The sequence below is a fragment of the Leifsonia sp. Y878 genome, assembly GCF_057669685.1.
Genome location: NZ_JBYHFS010000001.1, coordinates 518,529 through 541,129 on the forward strand (window position 1 = coordinate 518,529; position 22,601 = coordinate 541,129).

Consider the following 22,601-nt stretch of genomic DNA (forward strand, 5'->3'; position numbering starts at 1 on the left):
CAGCTGAGAGGGCGGGCCCGTTGTACCTGAAGAGCCTCACCCTGAAGGGCTTCAAGTCGTTCGCGCGCCCGACGACATTCGCATTCGAGCCGGGGGTCACCTGCGTGGTGGGGCCGAACGGGTCCGGCAAGTCGAACGTCGTCGACGCCCTCGCCTGGGTGATGGGTGAACAGGGTGCTAAGACGCTCCGCGGCGGCAAGATGGAAGACGTCATCTTCGCCGGCACCACGACGAAGGGTCCGCTCGGCCGGGCAGAAGTCATCCTGACCATCGACAATTCAGATGGCGCGCTGCCGATCGAGTACTCAGAGGTCACCATCTCGCGCACGTTGTTCCGCAACGGCGGGAGCGAGTATGCGATCAACGGGCAGGCCTGTCGCCTTCTCGATGTGCAGGAATTGCTCAGCGATTCCGGTCTCGGCCGGGAGATGCACGTCATTGTCGGCCAGGGCCAGTTGGATGCCGTCCTGCGCGCTAGCCCTGAAGATCGTCGCGGCTTCATCGAAGAAGCCGCCGGAATCCTGAAGCATCGCAGACGCAAGGAAAAGACGCTGCGGAAGCTCGACGCGATGCAGGCCAACCTCACGCGGCTCAGTGACCTGGCCGGTGAGCTCAGGCGCCAGCTGAAGCCCCTCAGCCGACAGGCGGAGATCGCCCGCGAAGCCCAAACCATAGCCGCCGTCGTGCGCGATGCGCGTGCCCGTCTGCTGGCTGACGAGGTTGTCACGCTCCGACGCGCGCTCGACGTGCACTCTCGTTCAGAAGGCGAGCGCCACGCGGAACGCATGGTGCTGCAGGAACAGCTGGAGCAGAAGCAACTCCGCATCGAGCGCCTTGAGCAGGCGCAGGTCGGGGACGCGGTGGATGTCGCCAGGCAGACCAGCTTCGGCCTTGAGTCAGTGCAGGAACGGCTGCGCGGCCTGTACACGCTCGCCAATCAGCGGCTGGCACTGCTCGGCTCCCAGGCCGACAACATTGAGACCGGCCCGAGCGTCACCCCACAGATGCTGACGGATGCCGCGGACGAGATCGAACGCTTGCGCGCCGCCATCACGACTGCCGAGACTGCCTGGACACACGCGCACGCGGTGACCGTTGCCACGCGAAGCCAGCTCGACGCCATCGACGAAGAGATCGCAGCGCAGGCCGCGCTCGTCTCATCACACGACCTTGAGGTTTCCCAACTTGCCGGCCGAGCAGAAACGGCCGCATCGCGGCTGGCCATGCTGCGCGGCGAAGTGCTTCGCCAGCAGAACGCCATCGATGCCGCCCGCGAACGACGTGACGTGCACGCAGCACGCTTCGCCGAGCTCGAGACGGCGGGCGCTCCGAACGGCGACGAGGCAAGCGCCGACGACGCAGGCGCCGACGATGGCCTCGATCTCGACCAGATCCTGGAACAGGCAGAGGCTCATATCCGCGACACGGAGACAGAGATCGAACGTCTGCGCGACGAGCTGCACACCGCAGAGCGGGAACGCGACGCGCTGGCCGCGAAGTCGGGTGCGCTCTCACTCGCCCTCGACCAGCGTGATGGGTCCAGTGCGCTGGTCGCAGCGGGGATCCCCGGTGTCACCGGTTTGCTCGCAGAACATGTGCGGGTGCAGCCAGGCTACGAGGCGGCTATCGCCGCGGCGCTCGGTTCACTGGCCGACGCTGTACTTGCCGATGACCGCGACGCCGCGTTTGCCGCCATTGAACAGGCGAAGTCAGCCGATCTAGGCCGGGTCGACGTCATCGTGGCCACGCCGGCAACACGCGCAGCCGACGCTCGCACAGCCGATGCCCGTACAGAGCAGGGCGCGGCGTGGGGATCACCACCCGACCTCCCGGGAGTCGTGCCTGCCCACACCGTGGTCGACGCGCCAGGCGGGGTCATCGGGATCCTGCGGCACACCCTCATCGCCGACGATCTGGAAACGGCAAGAAGCGCGTTCCAGGCGCTGGCCGCGCGCGAGAATATTCCGCAGCCCACGCTGATCACGCTGGCCGGGGAAGTGCTGACCGAGTACGTGCTGCGTGGCGGATCTGGGGCCAAGCAGAGCAGGCTCGAGCTCGTCGCAGAACGCGACAGCGCCGCTGAGCGTCTGATTGAGGTCACATCCGTGATCGAACGGGCGCGCTTCGTGCTCGCAGAGCATCGCGCAGACCTGCACACATCGAAAGAGCAGGCGACGAAGGCGAGAGCCGAGATTCGCGCGCAGGAATCCCAACGCGCCAGCCACGCAGAGCAGCTCAACAGGGCGAAGGTGCAGCTGGAAGCATCCGTTGCAGAGTACGACAGGCTCACCGCCGGTCTTGAGCAGGCCACAGACGCCGTGCTCCCAGCGGAACGTGCCGTCGCCGAGTCCGTGGCAGAGCTGGAGACCGCGCGATCCCGGCCACGCCCCCTCCTCGACGTCAGCACCAGGGACGCCGTGTACGCCGAACTCGAATCCGCTCGCGAGGGGGAGATCGAGGCCAGGCTCAGGGTCGAGACGGCCAAAGAGCGCGTTCGCGCCGAGGAGAGCCGCGCTGCAGCGCTGGCAACTCGACAGGAAGCCGAGCGCGCCGCCGCAGAAGAGGCAGCCCGCCTGGCCGTCATCCGCCGCAGGCAGATTGATGCCGCCAGCTCGGTTGCCGAGACGCTTCCCGCAGTGCTGAGCTCCGTGGATGCCTCTGTTGCGGAGGCCAGGCAGCGTCTCGCGGCGGCCGAGGCGGAGCGCGCGACCCAGAACGAAGAACTCCTCGCACTCCGCCGAGAGGAATCTGCGGCCAGACTACGGCTCCAGACCATCACGGAGAGCGTCCACGGACTCGAACTCCAGATCTACGAGAAGCGACTGCACCTGTCGAACCTCCTGGAGCGGGTCGGGAGCGAACTCGGCCTCGTCGAGGAGGTCCTGGTCGCCGAATACGGTCCTGACCAACTCATCCCTCTCGATGTCGTGACCACGGCCGGTGGCCGGAATCAGGATGCCGTGACGGGTGACGCTGCGACCCAGGGCCCCGAATCGGCTGCCGGCATCCCGTTCGACCGTGACGAACAGAAGCTGCGCCTAGCGGCCGCCGAACGAAAGCTCGGGCAGCTGGGCCGTGTCAACCCGCTCGCCCTTGAGGAGTTCGCGGCGTTGGAGCAACGCCATAAATTCCTGACGGAACAGCTGACAGACCTCACGAAGACCCGCTCCGACCTGTTGACGATCATCGAGGAGATCGACGGCAAGATGGAGACGATCTTCTCCAGCGCATTCGCCGATACCCAGGAAGCGTTCGGCAAGGTCTTCCCGGTGCTGTTCCCCGGCGGAACAGGCAGCATCCAGCTCACCAACCCCGACGACATGCTCACAACAGGCATTGAGGTCACGGTGAAGCCGGCCGGCAAGAAGATCGAACGGCTGTCGCTGCTCTCTGGCGGCGAACGGTCGCTGGCCGCCGTTGCGTTGCTCATCGCCATTTTCAAGGCGCGACCGAGCCCGTTCTACATCATGGACGAGGTCGAGGCGGCGCTCGACGACGCCAACCTTGGCCGCCTGCTCACCATCTTCGAAGACCTGCGCGAAACCAGCCAATTGATCGTGATCACTCACCAGAAGCGCACCATGGAGATCGCCGACGCGCTCTACGGTGTGTCCATGCGCCAGGACGGCGTGTCTGCCGTCGTCGGTCAACGGATCGCCGCAGCAGAGGAGAAGGCCTCGTAGGAGGCCTTCTCCCCGGTGCTGGCGCAGCCTACGCGCGGGGGAGCGGCCGGTTGCTGTGCAGGAGGCGCTCAGGGTCGACCGCGATTGAGAGCAGCGAGAGCCGCTCAAGAACCTCAATGCTGTACGCGTCCGACAGGTCCTGCCCGCGGGAGAGCAGCGACGGCACGGAGCGCGGGCTGGTGAGGCCTGCCGTTGCGGCTTCGAGGGGAGCGAAGATCTGCGCCACGTCGAGTTCGATGCCGGGGCCGCCAAAGATGGCCGCAGCGAAGACGAGATAGCCGGCGTCCAGGTGTCCGACGGCGCCCGTGTCATCCAGGCTCGGGTCGGCTTGCGCTCCGCCGAGCGGACGCACCTGCACAAGCGTGAGTCCGTGCTGGCTCCCTGCCTTGAATGCAGCAATAAAGCCGGCAAACCCCGCGTCGCCGAAATCGGTGAGCGCACACGACCAGTCGTGCGTGGCCGACGGCTCCGTCGGTTCCGCAGACACCTCGCCGATCGAGCCAATGCTGAACGGATGCGTGAGATCCATCAGCACCGGCGCCGACGCGAGAATGGGGGCCAGTAACGCCGTGCCGTCCGCGGGCGTCCCGACATAGACCACATCCACGGTGGCGAAGGTGCCTCCCCTGAGTGGTTCAGGAACGAATTCGACGTCGGGCATGTTGATCATGCCGAAGAAGATGCTGAATTCATCAGGCGCGTCCGTCATCACCGCATCGACGCTGGTGAAGACCGCTTCAGCCGCGTCGCCAGGGAAGATGATCTTTCCGCCGAAGAGTTCCGGTGCCGGGTAGAGGTCGATTTCGAGTGTGGTCACGATGCCAAACAGCCCGCAGCCTCCGCGCAGCGCCCACAACAGGTCAGGATCCGAGTCAGCGGTGACTCGGCGGAACGTCCCTGATGCGTCGACCAGTTCGACCGCACGAATCGAGTGGGCGGCCAGCCCTTTCCAGCGGCTGAACCAGGAGTGACCCCCAGAGAGCAGGTAGCCGGCAACGGTGACGTCCGGGTTGGTACCTGAGAGCGGAACGAGTCCCGTGCCATCGAGGAGGGGGAGGACACTGCCCCATTTCACACCAGCGCCGATGCGAGCGATCCGCTTCTCAACGTCGATGCTGATCTCGTCGAAAGCATTCATCCGAACCAGGATGCAGTCGGTCAGTGGATCGTTGGCCCCGTGCCCCCTCGGCTGCACCGCAACCTCGAACTCGCCGGCGAGGGCGGTGGCCAGGATCAGCAGCAGGTCATCGGTCGTGTGTGGCGAAGCCACGGCAACCGGATGCTGGTCGACGGCACGGTTCCAGCCCATGCGTTCCACATCCCAGTCGGTGTCTCCTGGGAGAAGCAACGAGCCGGTCAACGCCGATGCCAACCTCTCAAGCGCTTCCGTGGCTGCATCAGCCCTGGTATCAGGGGAAGCGCTGTGATCGGGGGAGAGTGTCACGGGAGTCGTCCTTTCGAAAGGGTGATGGCGCGCCGGTGACGCGACATCGTCGGGTTGGGACAGAGGGTATCCGGCATATAGGCGCTCTGCCAGCCCCCTCTGGCCGACAGGCGATCGCCCCCGACCGGCCCTAGGCTAGAGGTATGGCTGAACGCACCCCCTGGTCCTTGTCTGGCGCACTGCGCGGCATGTTCACGAAGAAACTCATTGACGACCAGAGCTGGGAAGACCTCGAAGACGCGCTGATACAAGCCGATTTCGGACCCGACCTCACCGACGCCGTCGTCTCTGACCTGCGCGCGAAGGTGGCGAAGTACAACACCACCGATCCGGCAGACCTGCAGCGGATGCTTCGCGAGGGCATCGAAGAACGCCTGGCGGCATACGATCCAACCCTCAAGCTCAGCGAACGCCCGGCCATCGTTCTGGTCGTCGGTGTGAACGGTGTGGGCAAGACCACCACCATCGGCAAATTCGCGAAGTTCCTGCGCACCTACGACCGCACGGTGCTCATCGGCGCGGCTGACACGTTCCGCGCTGCGGCCGTTGAGCAGCTCGCGACCTGGGCAGAGCGCGCTGGGGCCGACATCGTGCGTCCGCAGGCGCACGGCCAGGATCCGGCATCCGTCGCATTCCAGACCGTGGAAAAGGCGATGGCGACGGGCACGGAAATCGTGATCATCGACACCGCCGGGCGTTTGCAGACCAAGGGCGGCCTGATGGACGAACTCACGAAGATTCGTCGTGTCGTCGAAAAGCAGGCGCCGATCTCTGAGGTCCTCCTCGTGCTGGATGCCACAACAGGCCAAAACGGGCTCGCCCAGGCCGAGGCGTTCATCGAGCACGCCGGGGTCACCGGGCTCGTGTTGACGAAACTCGACGGGTCAGCCAAGGGTGGTTTCGTGCTCGCCGTGCAGGAAAAGACGGGCATCCCGATCAAGCTGATCGGGCAGGGTGAGGGAATCAACGACCTCACCGGCTTCACGCCACACGTATTTGCACAGAAGCTCGTGGGCTGAGGCCCGTGAGACATCGATTATTGAGGACAGTATGACCATCGAACACGACTACTTCGGCATTCTCGGCAGCGACGACGACGGCGAGATCTACTGGTCTGACACGACGGAACTCGGTGACCAGAGCGTCGACATTGACGTGACCGCGCCCGACGAGGCTGCCGTTCTCGTCGAATCCCTCGACATTGTCGCCGGCATGATCAACGCCATTGAAGAGCTCGACTCCCAGGTGAGGGAGTCCCTCGTGGCCGACCTCAGCGCCGAAGGCTCGAAGACAATCGAGTACATCACCGCTGTAGTTGACGACATGGATTCCAGCGCACTGGATGACGCAATCATCTGGGACTCAGGCGACAGGCAGATTGACTTCCTGCGCTCGATCCAGGTGCAGCGCGTGACGTTCATGCCGCACAATGCTGGAAACGAAGAGCGCTTCGCGCTGCTGGAGTATTCGATCAGCCCTGAGGACACGGACTACGTACTCATGGTCACAATTGACGTGCACGGCGACACCATCGCCGTGCAGATGGAAAACTAACCGGTTTCACCGGGTTAAACTGGAGCCACAATGGCAACTTTTGGGAACCTTTCAGATCGCCTGGCCGAGACTTTCAAGAATCTCCGCACCAAGGGCAAGCTCTCCGCAGCGGATGTCGATGGCACCGTTCGCGAAATCCGTCGCGCTCTGCTCGATGCAGACGTCTCGCTCGACGTCGTCAAGGAGTTCACGGGCAAGGTCCGTGAGCGCGCGCTCGGCGACGAGGTCAACAAGGCGCTGAACCCTGCCCAGCAGGTCGTTCAGATCGTCAACGAAGAGCTCGTGCAGATCCTTGGTGGGTCGCAGCGTCGACTTGAGTTCGCCAAGAAGCCGCCGACCATCATCATGCTGGCCGGCCTCCAGGGTGCCGGTAAGACCACGCTGGCCGGAAAACTTGCCAAGTGGCTCGCCAAAGACGGCCACACTCCACTTCTCGTCGCTGCCGACTTGCAGCGTCCGAACGCCGTCACCCAGCTGCAGGTTGTCGGTAACCAGGCCGGCGTTCCCGTGTTCGCCCCGGAGCCAGGCAACGGCGTTGGCAACCCGGTCAAGGTCGCCAAGGACGCCATTAAGTTCGCAGAGACGAAGCTCTACGACACCGTGATCGTCGACACCGCTGGTCGCCTCGGTGTGGATGCCGAGCTCATGAAGCAGGCATCAGACATCCGCAAGGCCATCAATCCAGACGAGGTTCTCTTCGTCATCGACGCCATGATCGGGCAAGACGCGGTCGCGACGGCCAAGGCCTTCCAGGAGGGCGTCGACTTCACCGGAGTCGTGCTCACCAAGCTCGACGGCGACGCGCGCGGTGGTGCCGCCCTGTCAGTGGCGTCCATGACCGGTCGCCCGATCATGTTCGCCTCAACCGGTGAATCCCTCGACGACTTCGAGCCGTTCCACCCCGACCGCATGGCCAGCCGCATCCTCGACCTCGGTGACATCCTCACCCTGATCGAGCAGGCACAGTCCTCGTTCGACGAGGAAGAGGCACGGAAGGTCGCGGAGAAGTTCGCGACAGACACCTTCACGCTCGACGACTTCCTCGGCCAGATGCAGCAGCTGCGCAACATGGGTTCGATCAAGAAGATGATGGGCATGCTGCCAGGCGCCGGCGCCATGAAGCAGCAGCTCGAGAACTTCGACGAACGCGAGATTGTGCGTACAGAAGCGATCATCCAGTCGATGACCAAGGCAGAGCGCGTCAACCCCAAGCTCTTGAACGGATCCAGGCGCCTTCGTATCGCCAAGGGCTCCGGCTCGAGTGTCACAGAGGTGAACTCACTGGTGGCACGCTTCGAGCAGGCCGCCAAGATGATGAAGACCGTCGCAAAGGGCGGCATGCCGAACATCCCAGGAATGGGTCCGATCCCCGGAGCCGGCTTCGGCGGTGGCCGCGGCAAGCAGGTCGCGAAGAAGAAGGGCTCCAAGTCGGGCAACCCCGCCAAGCGCGCTGCTGAGAACGCGGCGCTGGCCTCTGGTGTGAAGGCAGCTGGCGATGGTGCAGCAGGCGGCTCAGGGTTCGGTCTCGGTGGCAATAAGGGTGGCGCGCCGACCGAAGAGGAAATGGCGGCGCTCCAGAAGATGCTGGGGCGCTAGAGGCGCGAACCGCTAGGCTCGGGTCAATTCAACTGACTCGTGAGGGGTTTTCAATGCGTCGATTTGTGGCACTCGCCGGTAGCTGTGCTCTTGCTCTCACCCTGCTGTCCGGCTGTGCCGGAACGGCGGGTACCGGCTCGTCTGGTTCAGATCCTGCTGCCGATGACCTCATCGGCACCTGGGTCGTCGACGAGACGTTCGATGTGGATACGCAGCCATACCTGACAATCGACGACGGCGGAGACTGGACGTCATCCGACGGCTGTAACACCGTCAAGGGCACGTGGGAGCTCGGCTCAGACGGTGCGTTGACCACGACGGCCGGCCCGTCGACGTTGATCTACTGCGAGGGAAAGCCCCTGCCAACACTGATGGCAACGGCCAAGTCGGTCTCCGGTGACGGTGACTCACTTGAGCTCAAGGACGCCTCCGGCGATGTCCTGGTTTCGTTGATCCCCGGCACGGCACCCACCCCAGCGAGCTGAGTCGTGGCATCCGCAGACGCACGCCCTGTCCGGCTTGGCGTGCAACTCGCACCCCAACACGCTTCATACGAGAAGATCAGGGAAACTGTTGGCGCGGTCGAGGCGCTCGGCGCTGACATCGCCTTCAATTGGGACCACTTCTTCCCGCTCAGCGGTGACCGAGACGGAATGCACTTCGAGTCGTGGACGATGCTGGCTGCCTGGGCAGAGCAGACGTCGACGATTGAAATCGGGGCGCTCGTCAACTGCAACAGCTATCGGAATGCCGACCTGCAGGCCGACATGGCTCGTACGATCGATCACATCAGTGGCGGCCGCTTCCTGTTCGGAACCGGCTCCGGTTGGTTCGAACGTGACTACGACGAGTACGGCTATGAATTCGGTACGCCGGGTTCTCGGCTCGATGCCCTGGCGGATGCCCTCCCTCGCATCGAGGCACGGTGGGCGAAGCTGAACCCGCCGCCCGTTCGCGACATCCCGATCCTGATCGGCGGGGGAGGCGAGAAGAAGACGCTGCGGATCGTTGCCACCCATGCGGATATCTGGCACTCCTTCTCGAGCCCATCCGTGCTCGAGCACAAGCTGGGCGTGTTGGGCTCGTGGTGTGACCGGGTAGGGCGTGACCTCTCGGCCATCGAGATTTCAACGGAACTCCGGTCGCGTTCCGTGAGCGAAGCCGACGATCTCTACGAGCTAGGAACCCGGTTGTTCACGATCGGTATTTCGGGCCCAGACTACGATCTGGCCGCGGTGAGGGACTGGCTGGCCTGGCGCGATTCGAAGAACGAGGCAACGCCCTAGCTATCGGGTGTGACAGCCGCCCTGCCGGTCTTCAGCTCGTTGCGAAGTGCGGCAACGACGTGAACCAGATCACCGTCATTCAACGCAGCCACTGCCCGCTGGCGCTGGTAACTGGCGCCGGAGTCGAGAATCACAATGAGGTACTCGAGTTCGGCGAGGCAGCCGAGTGTGATGGCGATGGGTGTCAGCGTCTCGACGAGTTCGCGCACGTCATCCGTCACGAGGCGCTCGGTGCCCGCCGCGTCCAGGATGATTTCCGCGTCGAGTCCGTAGCGCGCCGCACGCCATTTGTTCTCGCGTACAAACCACGGCTGCATGGTCGGAATCGTTTCCCCGGCATCGATCCTGCTCGACATCCATTCGACCAGGCACTGGATGAGTGCGGCGATCGCGCCGAGTTCCAGGGCGGTTGAGACGCCGTCGCACACCCGCACCTCGATCGTGCCCCAGCGTGGTGCGGGGCGGATGTCCCAGCGCACCTCCGTGGCATCGGTGATGATTCCGGTCTTGGTCATGTCTGCGACGTACTCTTCCCACGCCGCCCAGTCGGCGAGGCCCCACGGTGCGCCTGCCGTGGGGAGCTGCTGGAACATGAGGGCGCGATTGGACGCATAACCGGTGTCGACGCCGGCCCAGTACGGGCTGGAGGCCGACAGGGCCTGGAGGTGGGGCAGGTAGCAGAGCAGGCCGTTCAGGATCGGCATGACCTTGTTGACGTCTTCAATCCCGACATGAACGTGAATGCCCCAGATCATCATGTTTCGCCCCCACCACTGGGTGCGATCGATGAGACGGTGGTAGCGCTCGTTGTCGGTCACCTGTTGGTCGAACCATTGGCCGAACGGATGCGAGCCACTGCACATAGGGTCGACGCCGAACGGCGCAGCCACCTCGCGAACTTCGTCGAGCTGGCCGGTGATGTCGGTGACGGCGTCAGCCACCGTGTGATGGACGCCGGACACCAATTCAACGGTGTTCAGCAGCAGCTCGCCGGTGATGTGGGCGTGCGGAGAGCCGTCAGGGGAGCGCAGGCCATCGAGAACCTCCGTCGCGATCGACACGAGGTCGCCACTGGTTTGATCGACGAGGGCAAGCTCCCATTCGATGCCGATGGTGGATCGCTCTGAGCGGCTGAAATCGATTTTCACGTAGATTCTCCTGCTGCGGTTGTCCGACGGCGATATTCGATTATCACAATCTTCACCAAGTCTGACAGAATGGTTAGTCGAGTTCTGTTTCGCCCGACCCTCTAATCCGGCGTTCAGAACCCCATTGAGCTTGTGCCGAGTGTGCCCCCACGCTCACGGCCCTCAGTTCGCCAAAAATAAAGAACACACAGGAGAATTGTGGCTGTCAAAATCCGTCTGAAGCGCCTGGGCAAGATCCGCGCGCCGTACTACCGCATCGTTGTCGCTGACGCGCGCACCAAGCGCGATGGTCGCGTCATCGAAGAAATCGGCCAGTACCACCCGACCGAAGAGCCTTCGGTCATCAAGGTCGACTCCGAACGTGCCCTCTACTGGCTGGGCGTTGGCGCTCAGCCGACCGAGCAGGTTGAGGCTCTCCTCAAGCTGACCGGCGACTGGGGCAAGTTCAAGGGCGACAAGAACGCTGTCAGCACCGTCCGCGTCAAGGAGCCGAAGGCTGCTTTCGTCGCTGACGAGAAGAAGAAGCCTGTTCTCAAGCCGAAGGCTGAGAAGGTCGTTGTCAAGGAAGAAGCAGCAGTCGAGGCTCCGGCCGATGACGCTTCGACCGATGCAGCAGCAGAGGACCAGGCGTAATTTTGCTCGCTCCCGCGCTTGAGCACCTCGTCAAGGGGATCGTTGATCACCCTGAGGATGTGCATGTTGCAGCTAAGAACTCACCCCGCGGCGATGTTCTCGAGGTTCGTGTGAACCCCGAGGACCTCGGTCGGGTGATCGGTCGCGCAGGTCGCACCGCCAAGGCATTGCGTACCCTCGTGGCCGCTCTCGCTGACGGCAAGCGCGTGCGTGTCGATGTCGTTGACACTGATTTCTGAGTTGGCAATGAGCTCGGAGAATAACGCAACACCGCCGCACACCCAACTTCGGGTGGGGCGCCTGACGAAGGCTCATGGCCTCAAGGGTGCTATCAAGCTTGAGCTGTTCACGGATGACCCGGGGCGTCGTTTCGTCCCTGGCGCCGTGTTCACGCTTCAGGTTCCATCGGGCTCGGCCTGGCACGGCAAGACGCTTGAACTCGTCGAACTTCGCTGGTACAACGAGCACGCAGTCGGATTCTTCAAGGGCGTGTCAGACCGCACGACCGCAGAAACGCTTGCAAAGGCGATCCTGTGGATCGAGCAGGATGCCGCCGAGCAGTCCGACGAAGAAGATGCCTGGTTCGACCACCAGTTGGTCGGGCTCGACGTCGTCCGTGATGGGGTCACGGTGGGAACGATCTCCCGCCTTGACCACTTCCCGGCGCAAGACCTGCTGATCGTCAAGACCCCGAACGGTGACGTCATGGTCCCGTTCGTCAAGGCCATCGTGCCGACGGTTGACGTGAAGGCCGGCATCGTCACTGTCACTCCGCCGCTGGGGCTCTTTGAAGAGCTTCCTGCTGAGGAAGCAGACGAGTCTGCCGAGGTCGCTGAAACGCCAGCTGAGGAAACTCGCCCGGCCGAATAGCGTTCTCGCTCAGTGCACTCTGGCCCGCCACATCCTGAACAGGGATGAGGCGGGCCACAGTCGTATCTGGGCACAAACTCACATCGCGTCGCGGACGTGCTGAGGCGGAATTTACGGCGGAGAGATCGGAGCGAAACCGGCGGGGACCGTGTCGCTTCTACGCTCGGATTACTGGTTCGAATCGGGGATTACTGGTTCGAATCGGGCCATATTCGTCCGCTGTATTCATCTGGAGGCGCCACGCCATGTCCTATGTGAAACCCGATCAATTCATCGACAGCATCGTGCAGGCCGGCGTTGACAAGTCATCACTCAGCATCGGCCAGCTTCTCGCACGCGGAACCCTCGCAGGGGCGATCCTCGCCTGCGCGACAACGCTCGCGTTTACCGCGACCTCTCAGTCTCAGCTGGGCATCGTCGGGGCCATCATCTTCCCGGTGGGCTTCGTGATGATTGTGTTGCTCGGCCTGGAACTCGTCACTGGGAGTTTTGCACTGATTCCCCTGGCAGTGCTTGAGGGAAAGACCACAGTCAGACGGATGCTCAGGAACTTCCTGTTCGTCATCATCGGACACCTCATCGGGTGCGGACTGTACGCGGCGCTGTATCTGGCCGCCATCACCAAGATGGGCACCGACCAGTCAGATCCTCTCGTCGCCATGATCATCAAGATCGCAGAAACCAAGACCATCGGTTACGAGGCGCTCGGAATATCTGGCCTCGCTCTGGTCTTCATCAAGGCCGTGCTCTGCAACTGGATGGTGACGCTCGGCGCTGTGCTGGCGTTCACATCGACCACCACCGGCGGAAAGATCCTGGCCATGTGGCTTCCCGTCACGATGTTCTTCGCGCTCGGGTTCGAGCATGCCGTCGTAAACATGTTCGTCATCCCCGCCGGCATGCTGCTTGGTGCGCACGTGAGCGTGCTCGACTGGTGGGGCTGGAACCAACTGCCGGTTCTGCTCGGCAACTTTGTCGGGGGAGTCACGCTGACGGCCGCTCTGCTCTACTTCTCGCACCGAACGAAGATTGAACGGGACATCACCCCCGTTCCAGCAATGGACGGGATCCGACAGTAAGCGCGTTCAGACGGTGATTCGGTATCCCCGCTTCACGACGGTGGACACGAGGCCGGGGATGCCGATGATGTTTCTGAGGCGCCCAAGCGACACTTCCATGGCGTGATCATCTGGTGCCTGGCCGAGCGTTGCACTGCCGAGCGCTGCAACTAGCTCGTCCCGTGACACGACAGACCCCTTGGCGGAAACGAGCGTCCTGAGGATCGCAAGGGCAGAGGGCGGCAGTTGAATGCGCTTCTGCGGTCCATCGTTCGGGCTGACGTCCAACACCTGCCCACGGAGTGAGAGCGGTCCAAACGCCGTGTCGAGGCGCACCGCGCCATCCTCGTCGAGGTATTCGCATACCAGTCGGATCAGCGCACCCATCCGGAAGCGTGTCGGCTGGAGCGGGACAATCCCGGCGAGCACCAGGGGAGCTGCAGTGACAGGTCCGACTGCAGCCGCAACCACAGAGGTGCCAAGGGCAGAGATGAGCTGCGGGTAGAGGCCCATACCCTCCGCTGCGGCGAAGAGTGCATGAACGGAAGGGGCGCTGGTGAACGTGACACAGTCGAGCTGCCTGGTGCAGACGGCTTCGATGAGCCCCTGCACCTTTTCGTCAGTGTCGTCGATGGCGATCCACCGGTATGGAGCGACGGTGATCACCTCGCGATGAACTGCCCTGAGTCGATCCAACTGCTGCTCGTCGGTATAGCCGTGCACCTGGATGGCGATCGTGAGATCAGGGGGGTACTCAGCGAGAACTTTGGAAATCAATGACGATGTCGTTTCCTCGTCGCTCATCCCGCGGTCGTTCAGGCCCGCAGCACGGATGCTGCCCCTCGCCTTCGGGCCGCGCACCAGAACGTCGGTGTCGGCCAGCGAATCAATGAGGTCCTGCCCGAGGCCGGCAGCATCTGCTACTTCGAACCAGCGACGAACGCCATACCCGGTGGTGGCGAGCAGAATATCGGGCTTCGCTCTGATCAGGCGTGTGGTGTCTTCAACGAGTGGACCCTCCTGCTGAGAGTTCGCGATGCGAAGTGTGGGAGCGTGAGTGACCTTCGCTCCGCGCCGTTCGAAAGCATCGATGAGATCCCCAGAGCGACGGTCGCTCGTCACTCCGATCCGGAATCCCTCCAACTGGGTGGGATTGAAATGGAGGGTCGGCTGTTCACTCAGATCCATGTGCAGCCATCCCTGTGGCTGAGGCGATATCCGTGTATCGGCTTGCACGCGCCATCAGCTCTTCAGCGGATGCATCAGCGCTGTACGCGAGTGCCACGACCTCTCCGATCACGAGGACCGCCGGTGCAGACACCTTCGCTGCTGCAGCCTCCGCCAAAACGGTGCCCAGGGTAGCGATCGTGGTGCGCTGGTTCTGGCTGAATCCATTCTCAATGATCGCGACGGACATCATCCCAGTCATACCGTGCCTGATCAGTCCCTGGGTCAAGGTCGGCAGTGTCCCGACACCCATGAGTACCACGATGGTGCCGCCAAGCAGGCAGAGAGCCTCCAGCTCGTTGTCGCCCAACGGCGCATGCCCGGAGATGACGGTGAACGCGTGGCTGAGCCCGCGATGGGTCAGCGGAATGCCGGCAGCAGCGGGAACGGAAATGGCACTCGTCACCCCGGAGAGCACCGTGACGGCGATTCCGTGTGCATGACAGGCCATGACCTCTTCGCTGCCGCGACCGAACACATAAGGGTCGCCGCCCTTCAACCGCACAACGTGAGCACCCGTGAGTGCGTGCTTCACAATGAGTGCCTCAATATCCGTTTGGCTGATGGGATGGTTTCCCGGCTGTTTGCCGACGTTGATGAGCTCCGCCGTGGGCGAGAGCTCACCGAGATTGGCGTGGGGGGAGAGGCGATCGTAGAGTACGACGTCTGCTGCCACCAGTGCGTCACGGGCGGCGACGGTGAGCAGCCCGACATCGCCCGGGCCTCCACCGACGAGTGTCACGCGGCCGACCTCTGATTCTTTCTGGTCAGTCATGTGCCCTCATTCTCATTCGCCCCTGATTTCTCATTCGCCCCTGATGGGAATTCGACTCCCACTTAGAAGAACGGTACCGGTATTCGCGCGTTCCTCCGACGTGGCTGGGCGCACTTGATCGCGTTCAGCGACGTGCGCAATGCTCGGGTCTGGCACCGTCGGCGCGTTGACGAACGACCGGAATCGACGCAACCGTTCAGGGTCCGCAAGCGTTGCGGCCCATTCGTCTTCATAGGTGTCGACGTGCTTGTTCATCGCCTCTTCAAGTTCGGTGGCCAGGCCGAGCGAATCCTCGACGACGACCTCTCGCACATGATCAAGCCCGCCCGGCAGGTCTTCGATCCAACGGGCTGTGCGCTGAAGCCGGTCGGCCGTGCGGATGTAGTACATCATGTAGCGATCGATATAGCGGATGAGCGTTTCTTCGTCGAGGTCGGCCGCTAACAGCTGGCCATGGGTCGGCTGGAAACCCCCGTTGCCGCCGACGTAGAGGTTCCAGCCAGACTCCGATGCGATGATGCCGACATCCTTGCCCCTGGCCTCTGCACATTCCCTGGCGCACCCTGACACGCCGAACTTGAACTTGTGTGGGGCGCGCAGTCCCCGAAAACGCAGCTCGAGGCGGATGGCCAGGCCCACGGAATCCTGCACACCGAAGCGGCACCAGGTGGAGCCGACGCACGATTTCACGTTGCGCAGCGCCTTCCCATACGCCTGGCCCGATTCGAAGCCCGCATCGACGAGGATCCGCCAGATGTCGGGAAGCTGCTCAAGCCTGGCGCCGAACATGTCGATGCGCTGCCCTCCGGTGATCTTGGTGTAGAGCCCGTAGTCTGTCGCAACCTGGGCAATGACGGCGAGCTTTGCCGGCGTGATCTCTCCGCCTGGGATCCGAGGAACGACGGAATACGTGCCGTCCTTTTGCATGTTGGCCATGGCCCTGTCGTTGGTGTCCTGCAGGGTGCCCCGGCCGGCGTCGAGGATGTACGCGCCCTGCTGGCTGGCCAGGATGGACGCGACGGCCGGCTTGCACACGTCACAGCCGCGCCCACTGCCGAACCGGGCGAAAATCTCCTCGGCGGAGGCCAACTCCAGCACCCGAACCGATTCGAACAGTTCCTGGCGGCTGAGACTGAAGTGCTCGCACAACGCGCGGGAGACGGCAATGCCCGACTTGGTGAGCTCACTCTCCAGGATCTTCTTGACCAGCGGAACGCACGATCCGCACTGGGTTCCGGCGCGCGTGCATGCCTTGAGCGGACCGAGCTGGGTGCAGGCTTCGGCATGGTCCCCTCGAACAGCGGCACGCACGTCACCGACCGATACGTTGCTGCAGGAGCAGAGGACAGCATCATCGGGGAGTTCGTCACCGCTGGGCGCCTCAGCCCCGGCCGCTGAGAGGTAGCTGGCCGGCTCGTTTGCAAGCTCACGTCCGACGAGCGGGCGAAGGGAGGAATAGGGGCTCGCGTCGCCGACAAAGATTCCGCCGAGGAGTGTTTTCGCGTCATCCGTCACCACGAGCTTTTGGTAGAGGCCCCGTGCAGGGTCAGCGTAGACGATCTCCAATGCACCCGGCGTCGTGGCCAGCGCATCGCCGAAGCTCGCGACGTCGACTCCCGACAACTTGAGCTTTGTCGCGTCGTCAATTGTCGTGAAGGTGGCGTGCCCGCCGTGCAGGCGATCGGCCACGACTTCAGCCATGGCGTTGGCCGGAGCGACCAGGCCGACGCACTGGTCCTCAAAGCTGGCGACCTCGCCGATGGCCCAGATGGACGGGTCGCTGCTTCGGCAGTCAGCGCCGATGGCGATTCCGCCGCGCGCACCGAGTGTGATGCCGGCGGCAGCGGCCAGTTCATCCCTCGGCCGGATGCCGATGGCGAAGACCACTACATCAGCGGGAATCTTCTGTCCATTGCTGAGCCGAACACCGACGACCTGCGTGCCGTCGTCTGTGGTGAGGATGTCCCGCGGCCGTGTCCCCGTATGCAATGTGATCCCCTGGGCGGCAATCAGTCGGCCGAGCGCCTGGCCGCTGCCCTCATCCAGTTGGGCGCTCATCAGCCACGAGCCGGAATGCACGACGGCAGGCTCGGCTCCGAGTACGGCGACTCCGCCGGCCGCTTCCAGGCCGAGAAGACCCCCGCCGGCCACCACGACGCGCGGAGGTCGTCCGAGCGTGCCCGTCAGAGCGGCGATCTCTGCAGCCAGATTCTGGACGTCGTCGATGGTGCGATAGACCCTGGCCAGGCCGGCACCCGGAATCTCAGGCACAGGGGCGCTAGAGCCTGTTGCGAAGACCAACTCGTCGTAGTGGATCTCGTCGCCTCCGGCGAGCGTGACAGAGCGCCGGACCGGATCGACCGCGCTCGCACGTGTTCCGGTGAGCAACGTGATGCGTTCGTCGTCCCAGATCGACGCAGGCTGCAGAGTCAGATCGACGTCGCTGATGAGTCGTTGGCTGAGGGCAACCCTGTCATATGGTTTGTGCGTCTCCTCCGTGATGACGGTGACCGTGAGCATCCCGTCTGCTCTGGAGTTGATCGCATCCGTCAGCCGATGTGCGGCAGGCCCGCCTCCGATGACGACGACGTGCCTCTTCGGTTCACGAGAGGAAGAGAGTGACGGCATCAGGGGTCCTGTTCGTTAGGCATGCGGTGATGCATCCGAGCGTACGAGGAGGCAATTACCCCGGTGTTTCCCCGGCGTATCCCTCGATTACGAAACACGCACAGTCGCACAGAGCCGTTGTGAGGTCGGATTCACGCAGACGAAACACCAGCAGCCATTGGGCGAAACGTGGCCCTCGTACGGTGGCAAGTACCCACCAATCACCCGCCACACCAGGGAGTGCGACATGACTATGACAGCGAATGCAGCAGCAACCGCACCGGCAGGGATCGTGTGGGAACGCGCCTGTGCTGTGACAGATTTGGAGCCGTCGTGGGGTGAGGCCGCCCTGGTGCGCATGAAACAAATCGCGTTGTTCCTCATTTCTCCGCGAGAGATCTACGCCGTTGCGCACCGCGATCCGCACACGGATTCCTACGTCATGGCCAGGGGCATCGTCGGGTCACGGGGAGACCGGCCCACAGTGGCATCGCCGCTCCACAAAGAGGTGTACGACCTGGGAACGGGGGAGTGCTTCACCGATCCATCCCTGTTCCTGCGCACATACAGCACGCGTGTGGTTGGCGGATTTATTGAGGTCGCAGTCGACGCATGACCCTGAACCTCACGACCACAGCTCCCGCGCTCGTGGCCATCTCCCATGGGACCTCGTCGCCTCTCGGTCAGGCTGCCGTCGCCGCCCTGGTCAACGCCGTGGCGCTGCGTCGCCCTGACCTCGATATCGCCGGTGGATTCGTCGACGTGCAACAGCCAGACGTCGCCGCAACACTCGGCGCGCTCGACCCAGGGACGCCAGCCGTGATCGTTCCGCTCCTGCTCTCGGCTGGGTACCACGTGCACGTCGACCTGGCCGTTGAATCAGGACGGCACGAGCGCGAGAGTACGATCTCGGCAGCCCTTGGTCCCGACGCCAGGTTAATCGACATACTCGAGATGCGCCTTCGACGGGCTGGTTACCGGCAGGGCGATTCTGTCGTCCTGGCCGCAGCAGGATCCAGCGATTCCCGTGCAGTTGACGACTGCGTCACGGTCGGGCGGATGCTGTCGGCTCGCCTTTCGGCGTCAGTGACAGTCGGATTCATCTCAGCAGCCTCCCCTCGCCTCGTCGACGCGGTGCACGCAGCGCGAGCCGCGAATCCGACACAGCGGGTGGTCGTAAGCACCTATCTCCTTGCGCCCGGCTACTTCTCGTCCCTCTGCCAGGACGTGGGAGCAGATCTGGTGACCGACCCCATACTGCTTTCGACGGAGCATCCGCCTGAACTGCTCGTCGAACTCGTTCTCGACCGCTATCTGGCCGCGCGCGACGTGCTGTCGCGAGCCGAGGCGTTTCTGCTCTCGTAGAATTCTCTGTATGCGCATTGATATCGTCACGATTTTCCCCGAGTTCTTCGATGTGCTGGACATCTCGCTCCTCGGCAAGGCCCGCCAGTCGGGAATCATCGAGTTGGGCGTGCACAATCTGCGCGACTACACGCACGACAGGCACCGCACGGTCGACGACACGCCATACGGTGGGGGCGCTGGCATGGTCATGAAACCAGAGCCATGGGGCGAGGCCCTCGACGCGATTCTCGAGACGGATGCCGGCGCAGACGATGGTGCCGACGACGCCGGCCCTGTGCTGATCTTCCCCTCGCCTGCTGGGGAGCAGTTCACCCAGGCGATCGCCCGCGAGCTGGCCGACGAGCAGCACCTCGTCTTCGGTTGCGGCCGCTACGAAGGCATCGACCAGCGGGTGTTCGACCACTATGCCTCCCGTGGTCGTGTGCGCCTGCTCAGCCTCGGCGACTACGTCCTGAACGGGGGAGAGGTGGCCGTCATGGCCATGATCGAGGCCGTCGGACGGCTGATCCCCGGTGTCGTTGGCAACCCGCAGAGCCTGGTCGAGGAATCCCACGAGGATGGGCTGCTCGAGTACCCGAGCTACACCAAGCCGGCCGCGTGGCGAGACCTGACGGTTCCCCCTGTCCTGTTGAGCGGAAACCACGGCGCTATCGCTACGTGGCGACACGAACAGCAGGTGGAGCGCACCAGACGCGTGCGTCCTGACCTTCTGGAGCGCACCACCGACGCGTGAGCCCCACAGCGTGAGCCCCACAATGTGATGGGCGAAGCGTGCCGCTCGACACAGGGCGCGCTTCTGCCCCCAGCGAACTCCCGGCCCATTCGCTGGTGCCACGGATATTCTGATTCCGTGGCCCTCCGAAAACTCTTCTTCTACTGGCAGTTCATCGCTGCCGTTGCCCTGCCCCTCTGGCTTGTCGTCGGCTGGCCCATCTTCGGTGCAGGCGGCTGGCAGGTGTTGGGCGTCTTCCTCGGTGCCGTGGTGCTCGGAATCGCGTTGCTCGTGGTTGCACTGCTGATCTACGCCAGGAAGGACGTGCGCGACACCAGGGCGGTGTCGTGGCCGGATGTCGGAGTCCTGACTCTCTGGCACGTCCTGATCATCGGTCTGGGGTTCTATGCCGCAGCGTCTCCGTGGCTCACCGCTCTCGTGATCGCCGTCGGAATCGGCGCCTTCTGGTTCGCGATCTGGGAATTGTTCGACACCGCACGCCGTCGGATGCGGGATGCGCTCGACCAGTTCGACGCAGCTGCGCGCCCCGTCACACCATCGTTCGAAGACCTTCGCGATCCGACGCAGGGTCCCGGATTCACCCGCACCCCCGACCCGACCGTCATCGTCGTGCAGGAAAAGCCCAACGAAAAGTAAGCACCGTTTTGCGGCGCACACCCGTTTAGTGGCAGAATAGGCGTTTGTGCCGCTGCATGCCTCTGCCACAGGGGAGCCAGCAAAACGCGGCCTTTCAATCACACTTACATCCGTAGTCGACCTGTGGCGGTTACAGAGAGCGAATAACCATGCATATTCTCGATCACGTGGACGCCCCATCGCTGAAGAAGGATCTTCCCGACTTCCGCGCCGGCGACACCGTCAAGGTTCACGTCAACATCGTTGAGGGCTCCCGCTCTCGTGTCCAGGTCTTCCAGGGCGTCGTTATCGGCCGCTCCGGCGAAGGCGTGCGCGAAACGTTCTGCGTTCGCAAGGTCAGCTTCCAGGTCGGCGTCGAGCGTACCTTCCCGGTACACTCCCCGGTCATCGAGCAGATCGAAGTTGTCACCCGTGGTGACGTTCGTCGCGCGAAGCTCTACTACCTGCGCAACCTGCGCGGCAAGAAGGCCAAGATCAAGGAAAAGCGCTAGTCAGACATTGCGTCTGATTCAGGCCATCTGTGCCTGAATGCGATTTGACTGAGCTCCTCATCCCATAAGCTGGGTGAGGAGCTCAGGCGGTTAAATGATAGAAAACACCTTGCCAACGCGAACGGATCGCCCGGCAGCAGAACCCCCAAGCAAAAAGCGCGGTGTGGTTCTGTTTTTACGCGACCTCTTGATCATTTTCGTCGTCGCGCTTCTTGTCTCGTTTCTCATCAAGACGTTCCTCATCCGGTCGTTCTACATTCCGTCCGGTTCCATGGAAGAAACGCTCCTGAAGAACGATCGCATCATCGTGAATCAGCTTGAGCCATCGCTCATGCCGATCACGCGCGGAGACGTCGTCGTCTTCGAAGATCCGGGCGGATGGCTGCAGGCCACGATTCCCCCTGAGCAGAACCCCTTCGTCGCGGGCATCGACTGGTTGCTCTCCGTCGTTGGCCTCTCTGCCCCAGACAGCAACGACCACCTCATCAAGCGCGTCATCGGATTGCCGGGCGATCACGTGGAGTGCTGCAACGCCCTCGGGCAGATGAGCGTGAACGGCGTCCCGCTCGACGAGCCATACGTGAAGCTTCCCCCTGGATCAACGAGCGTCTCGAAGGACGACTTCGATGTCATCGTGCCAGAGGACTCGCTCTGGGTGATGGGTGACAACCGCTACAACTCGAAGGACTCGCGCTACAACGGCGACACTCCTGGAACGGGCTTCGTGCCGATCGAGGATGTCGTCGGACGCGCGTTCGTCATTTCCTGGCCTGCCAGCCGATGGTCTTTGCTCGACAACTACCCTGAGGTGTTCCGCGGCGTCGAGGAGGCAGCGGAGTAGTGGCTGTGAGCGATCCGACACTCGATGTCGAACGGGCGATGCTTGCTGCCGGTGCAACCTGCGTCATCGGCTGTGACGAGGTAGGCCGTGGGGCGCTGGCCGGCCCCGTGGCCGTCGGCGTCGCCGTCTTCACCGCATCCACTCAGGCGTTGCCCGCCGGTATCAGGGACTCGAAGATGCTGAGCGAGGTGCGCAGGGAGGCGCTCGCCCCCATCGCGGCCGCGTGGGCACCGCACTCAGCAGTTGGCCTCGCCTCTGCCGCCGAAGTAGACGCGCTCGGCATCATGGCTTCCCTCGGGTTGGCCGGAAAACGTGCTCTCGGGGCACTCTTCGCGGCCGGCGTCGACATCACCTCCAGCGTCGTCCTCCTCGATGGCAGCGACGACTGGCTGAACCGCGCGCTCGACACCCCGCTGAACGTGGTGACCAGGGTCAAGGCCGACCGCGATTGCGGGTCGGTCGCGGCAGCATCCGTTATTGCAAAGGTGCACCGTGATCGCCTGATGATCGAAGCGGATGGCCACGAGCCAGGCTATGGCTGGTCTTCGAACAAGGGATATGGCAGCGCTGGACACATGAGCGCCATCGCTGAACTCGGGCCGAGTGTCCACCATCGCAAGACCTGGCTCAAGTTGACAGCGTAAGATTGGC

The 22,601-nt window shown here is 63.3% G+C and carries 22 protein-coding genes; 17 read left to right on the forward strand and 5 right to left on the reverse strand.

Annotated features, from left to right (window positions below):
* Nucleotides 1-20: 20 nt before the first annotated feature.
* Nucleotides 21-3,683: a chromosome segregation protein SMC gene (smc, locus tag AC25Y4_RS02425; protein WP_488118775.1), complete on the forward strand. Its 3,663-nt coding sequence runs from the start codon at nt 21-23 to the stop codon at nt 3,681-3,683.
* 28 nt (nt 3,684-3,711) lie between these two features.
* Here the strand turns inward: smc and AC25Y4_RS02430 are convergent, their stop codons facing one another.
* Nucleotides 3,712-5,127 carry an FAD-binding oxidoreductase gene (locus AC25Y4_RS02430; RefSeq protein WP_488118776.1) on the reverse strand — a complete coding sequence of 472 codons (1,416 nt, stop codon included), beginning with the start codon at nt 5,125-5,127 and terminating at the stop codon, nt 3,712-3,714.
* A gap of 143 nt (nt 5,128-5,270) precedes the next feature.
* Between AC25Y4_RS02430 and ftsY the strand changes: the two genes are divergently transcribed.
* The 5 genes from ftsY to AC25Y4_RS02455 are packed head-to-tail and all read left to right on the forward strand — an operon-like array spanning nt 5,271 to nt 9,563.
* Nucleotides 5,271-6,146: a signal recognition particle-docking protein FtsY gene (gene ftsY / locus AC25Y4_RS02435; protein ID WP_488118777.1), complete on the forward strand. Its 876-nt coding sequence runs from the start codon at nt 5,271-5,273 to the stop codon at nt 6,144-6,146.
* Nucleotides 6,147-6,177: 31 nt separating this feature from the next.
* Entirely contained in the window at nt 6,178-6,681 is a 504-nt protein-coding gene (locus tag AC25Y4_RS02440; RefSeq protein WP_488118778.1) for a DUF2004 domain-containing protein, read from the forward strand.
* Between the two features lie 30 nt (nt 6,682-6,711).
* Nucleotides 6,712-8,277, forward strand: coding sequence for a signal recognition particle protein (ffh, locus tag AC25Y4_RS02445; RefSeq protein ID WP_488118779.1), 1,566 nt, complete (start codon nt 6,712-6,714; stop codon nt 8,275-8,277).
* A gap of 53 nt (nt 8,278-8,330) precedes the next feature.
* A complete protein-coding gene (locus tag AC25Y4_RS02450) occupies nt 8,331-8,762 on the forward strand; it encodes an META domain-containing protein (protein WP_488118780.1) in 432 nt (143 codons plus the stop codon).
* A 3-nt stretch (nt 8,763-8,765) separates the two neighbouring features.
* Nucleotides 8,766-9,563: an LLM class F420-dependent oxidoreductase gene (locus AC25Y4_RS02455; RefSeq protein ID WP_488118781.1), complete on the forward strand. Its 798-nt coding sequence runs from the start codon at nt 8,766-8,768 to the stop codon at nt 9,561-9,563.
* On the opposite strand, the gene AC25Y4_RS02460 is transcribed toward AC25Y4_RS02455, so the two are convergent.
* Nucleotides 9,560-10,711: a glutamate--cysteine ligase gene (locus AC25Y4_RS02460; protein ID WP_488118782.1), complete on the reverse strand. Its 1,152-nt coding sequence runs from the start codon at nt 10,709-10,711 to the stop codon at nt 9,560-9,562. The two genes, AC25Y4_RS02455 and AC25Y4_RS02460, sit on opposite strands and share 4 nt — an antisense overlap.
* A 198-nt stretch (nt 10,712-10,909) precedes the next feature.
* Here AC25Y4_RS02460 and rpsP point away from each other — a divergent pair, with 198 nt between their 5' ends.
* The 4 genes from rpsP to AC25Y4_RS02480 all read left to right on the forward strand — a co-directional run bounded on the left by rpsP (nt 10,910) and on the right by AC25Y4_RS02480 (nt 13,293).
* Nucleotides 10,910-11,344 carry a 30S ribosomal protein S16 gene (gene rpsP, locus AC25Y4_RS02465; protein WP_488118783.1) on the forward strand — a complete coding sequence of 145 codons (435 nt, stop codon included), beginning with the start codon at nt 10,910-10,912 and terminating at the stop codon, nt 11,342-11,344.
* 2 nt (nt 11,345-11,346) lie between these two features.
* Entirely contained in the window at nt 11,347-11,583 is a 237-nt protein-coding gene (locus AC25Y4_RS02470) for an RNA-binding protein (RefSeq protein WP_441728429.1), read from the forward strand.
* A gap of 7 nt (nt 11,584-11,590) precedes the next feature.
* Nucleotides 11,591-12,214: a ribosome maturation factor RimM gene (gene rimM, locus AC25Y4_RS02475; protein WP_488118784.1), complete on the forward strand. Its 624-nt coding sequence runs from the start codon at nt 11,591-11,593 to the stop codon at nt 12,212-12,214.
* A 245-nt stretch (nt 12,215-12,459) separates the two neighbouring features.
* On the forward strand, nt 12,460-13,293 hold the full coding sequence (locus tag AC25Y4_RS02480; RefSeq protein ID WP_488118785.1) for a formate/nitrite transporter family protein: 834 nt from the start codon (nt 12,460-12,462) through the stop codon (nt 13,291-13,293).
* Nucleotides 13,294-13,299: 6 nt separating this feature from the next.
* Here AC25Y4_RS02480 and AC25Y4_RS02485 read toward each other — a convergent pair whose 3' ends face one another.
* The 3 genes from AC25Y4_RS02485 to nirB are packed head-to-tail and all read right to left on the reverse strand — an operon-like array spanning nt 13,300 to nt 17,902.
* Nucleotides 13,300-14,460 (reverse strand): uroporphyrinogen-III synthase, encoded by a 1,161-nt coding sequence (locus AC25Y4_RS02485; RefSeq protein WP_488118786.1) that lies wholly within the window; start codon nt 14,458-14,460, stop codon nt 13,300-13,302.
* Complete coding sequence (cobA, locus tag AC25Y4_RS02490; RefSeq protein WP_488118787.1) at nt 14,447-15,274, reverse strand: uroporphyrinogen-III C-methyltransferase; 828 nt, start codon at nt 15,272-15,274, stop codon at nt 14,447-14,449. The genes AC25Y4_RS02485 and cobA overlap by 14 nt, the downstream gene beginning before the upstream one ends.
* Nucleotides 15,275-15,304: 30 nt before the next feature.
* The gene (nirB, locus tag AC25Y4_RS02495; RefSeq protein ID WP_488118788.1) at nt 15,305-17,902 is read right to left on the reverse strand and encodes a nitrite reductase large subunit NirB; all 2,598 of its coding nucleotides are present in this window, start codon (nt 17,900-17,902) and stop codon (nt 15,305-15,307) included.
* A 226-nt stretch (nt 17,903-18,128) separates the two neighbouring features.
* On the opposite strand from nirB, the gene nirD reads away from it, so the two are divergent.
* The 7 genes from nirD (at nt 18,129) to rnhB (ending at nt 22,594) form a co-directional block, all read left to right on the forward strand.
* Entirely contained in the window at nt 18,129-18,497 is a 369-nt protein-coding gene (gene nirD, locus AC25Y4_RS02500; protein ID WP_488118789.1) for a nitrite reductase small subunit NirD, read from the forward strand.
* The gene (locus tag AC25Y4_RS02505; protein ID WP_488118790.1) at nt 18,494-19,246 is read left to right on the forward strand and encodes a sirohydrochlorin chelatase; all 753 of its coding nucleotides are present in this window, start codon (nt 18,494-18,496) and stop codon (nt 19,244-19,246) included. The genes nirD and AC25Y4_RS02505 overlap by 4 nt, the downstream gene beginning before the upstream one ends.
* 10 nt (nt 19,247-19,256) lie before the next feature.
* A complete protein-coding gene (trmD, locus tag AC25Y4_RS02510; RefSeq protein WP_488118791.1) occupies nt 19,257-19,982 on the forward strand; it encodes a tRNA (guanosine(37)-N1)-methyltransferase TrmD in 726 nt (241 codons plus the stop codon).
* 117 nt (nt 19,983-20,099) lie between these two features.
* Nucleotides 20,100-20,618, forward strand: a complete 519-nt coding sequence (locus AC25Y4_RS02515; protein WP_488118792.1) for a hypothetical protein — start codon at nt 20,100-20,102, stop codon at nt 20,616-20,618.
* A 149-nt stretch (nt 20,619-20,767) separates the two neighbouring features.
* Entirely contained in the window at nt 20,768-21,109 is a 342-nt protein-coding gene (gene rplS / locus AC25Y4_RS02520; RefSeq protein WP_488118793.1) for a 50S ribosomal protein L19, read from the forward strand.
* Nucleotides 21,110-21,203: 94 nt separating this feature from the next.
* Nucleotides 21,204-21,950, forward strand: a complete 747-nt coding sequence (gene lepB / locus AC25Y4_RS02525; RefSeq protein ID WP_488118794.1) for a signal peptidase I — start codon at nt 21,204-21,206, stop codon at nt 21,948-21,950.
* A 5-nt stretch (nt 21,951-21,955) separates the two neighbouring features.
* A complete protein-coding gene (rnhB, locus tag AC25Y4_RS02530) occupies nt 21,956-22,594 on the forward strand; it encodes a ribonuclease HII (protein ID WP_488118795.1) in 639 nt (212 codons plus the stop codon).
* Nucleotides 22,595-22,601: the final 7 nt, after the last annotated feature.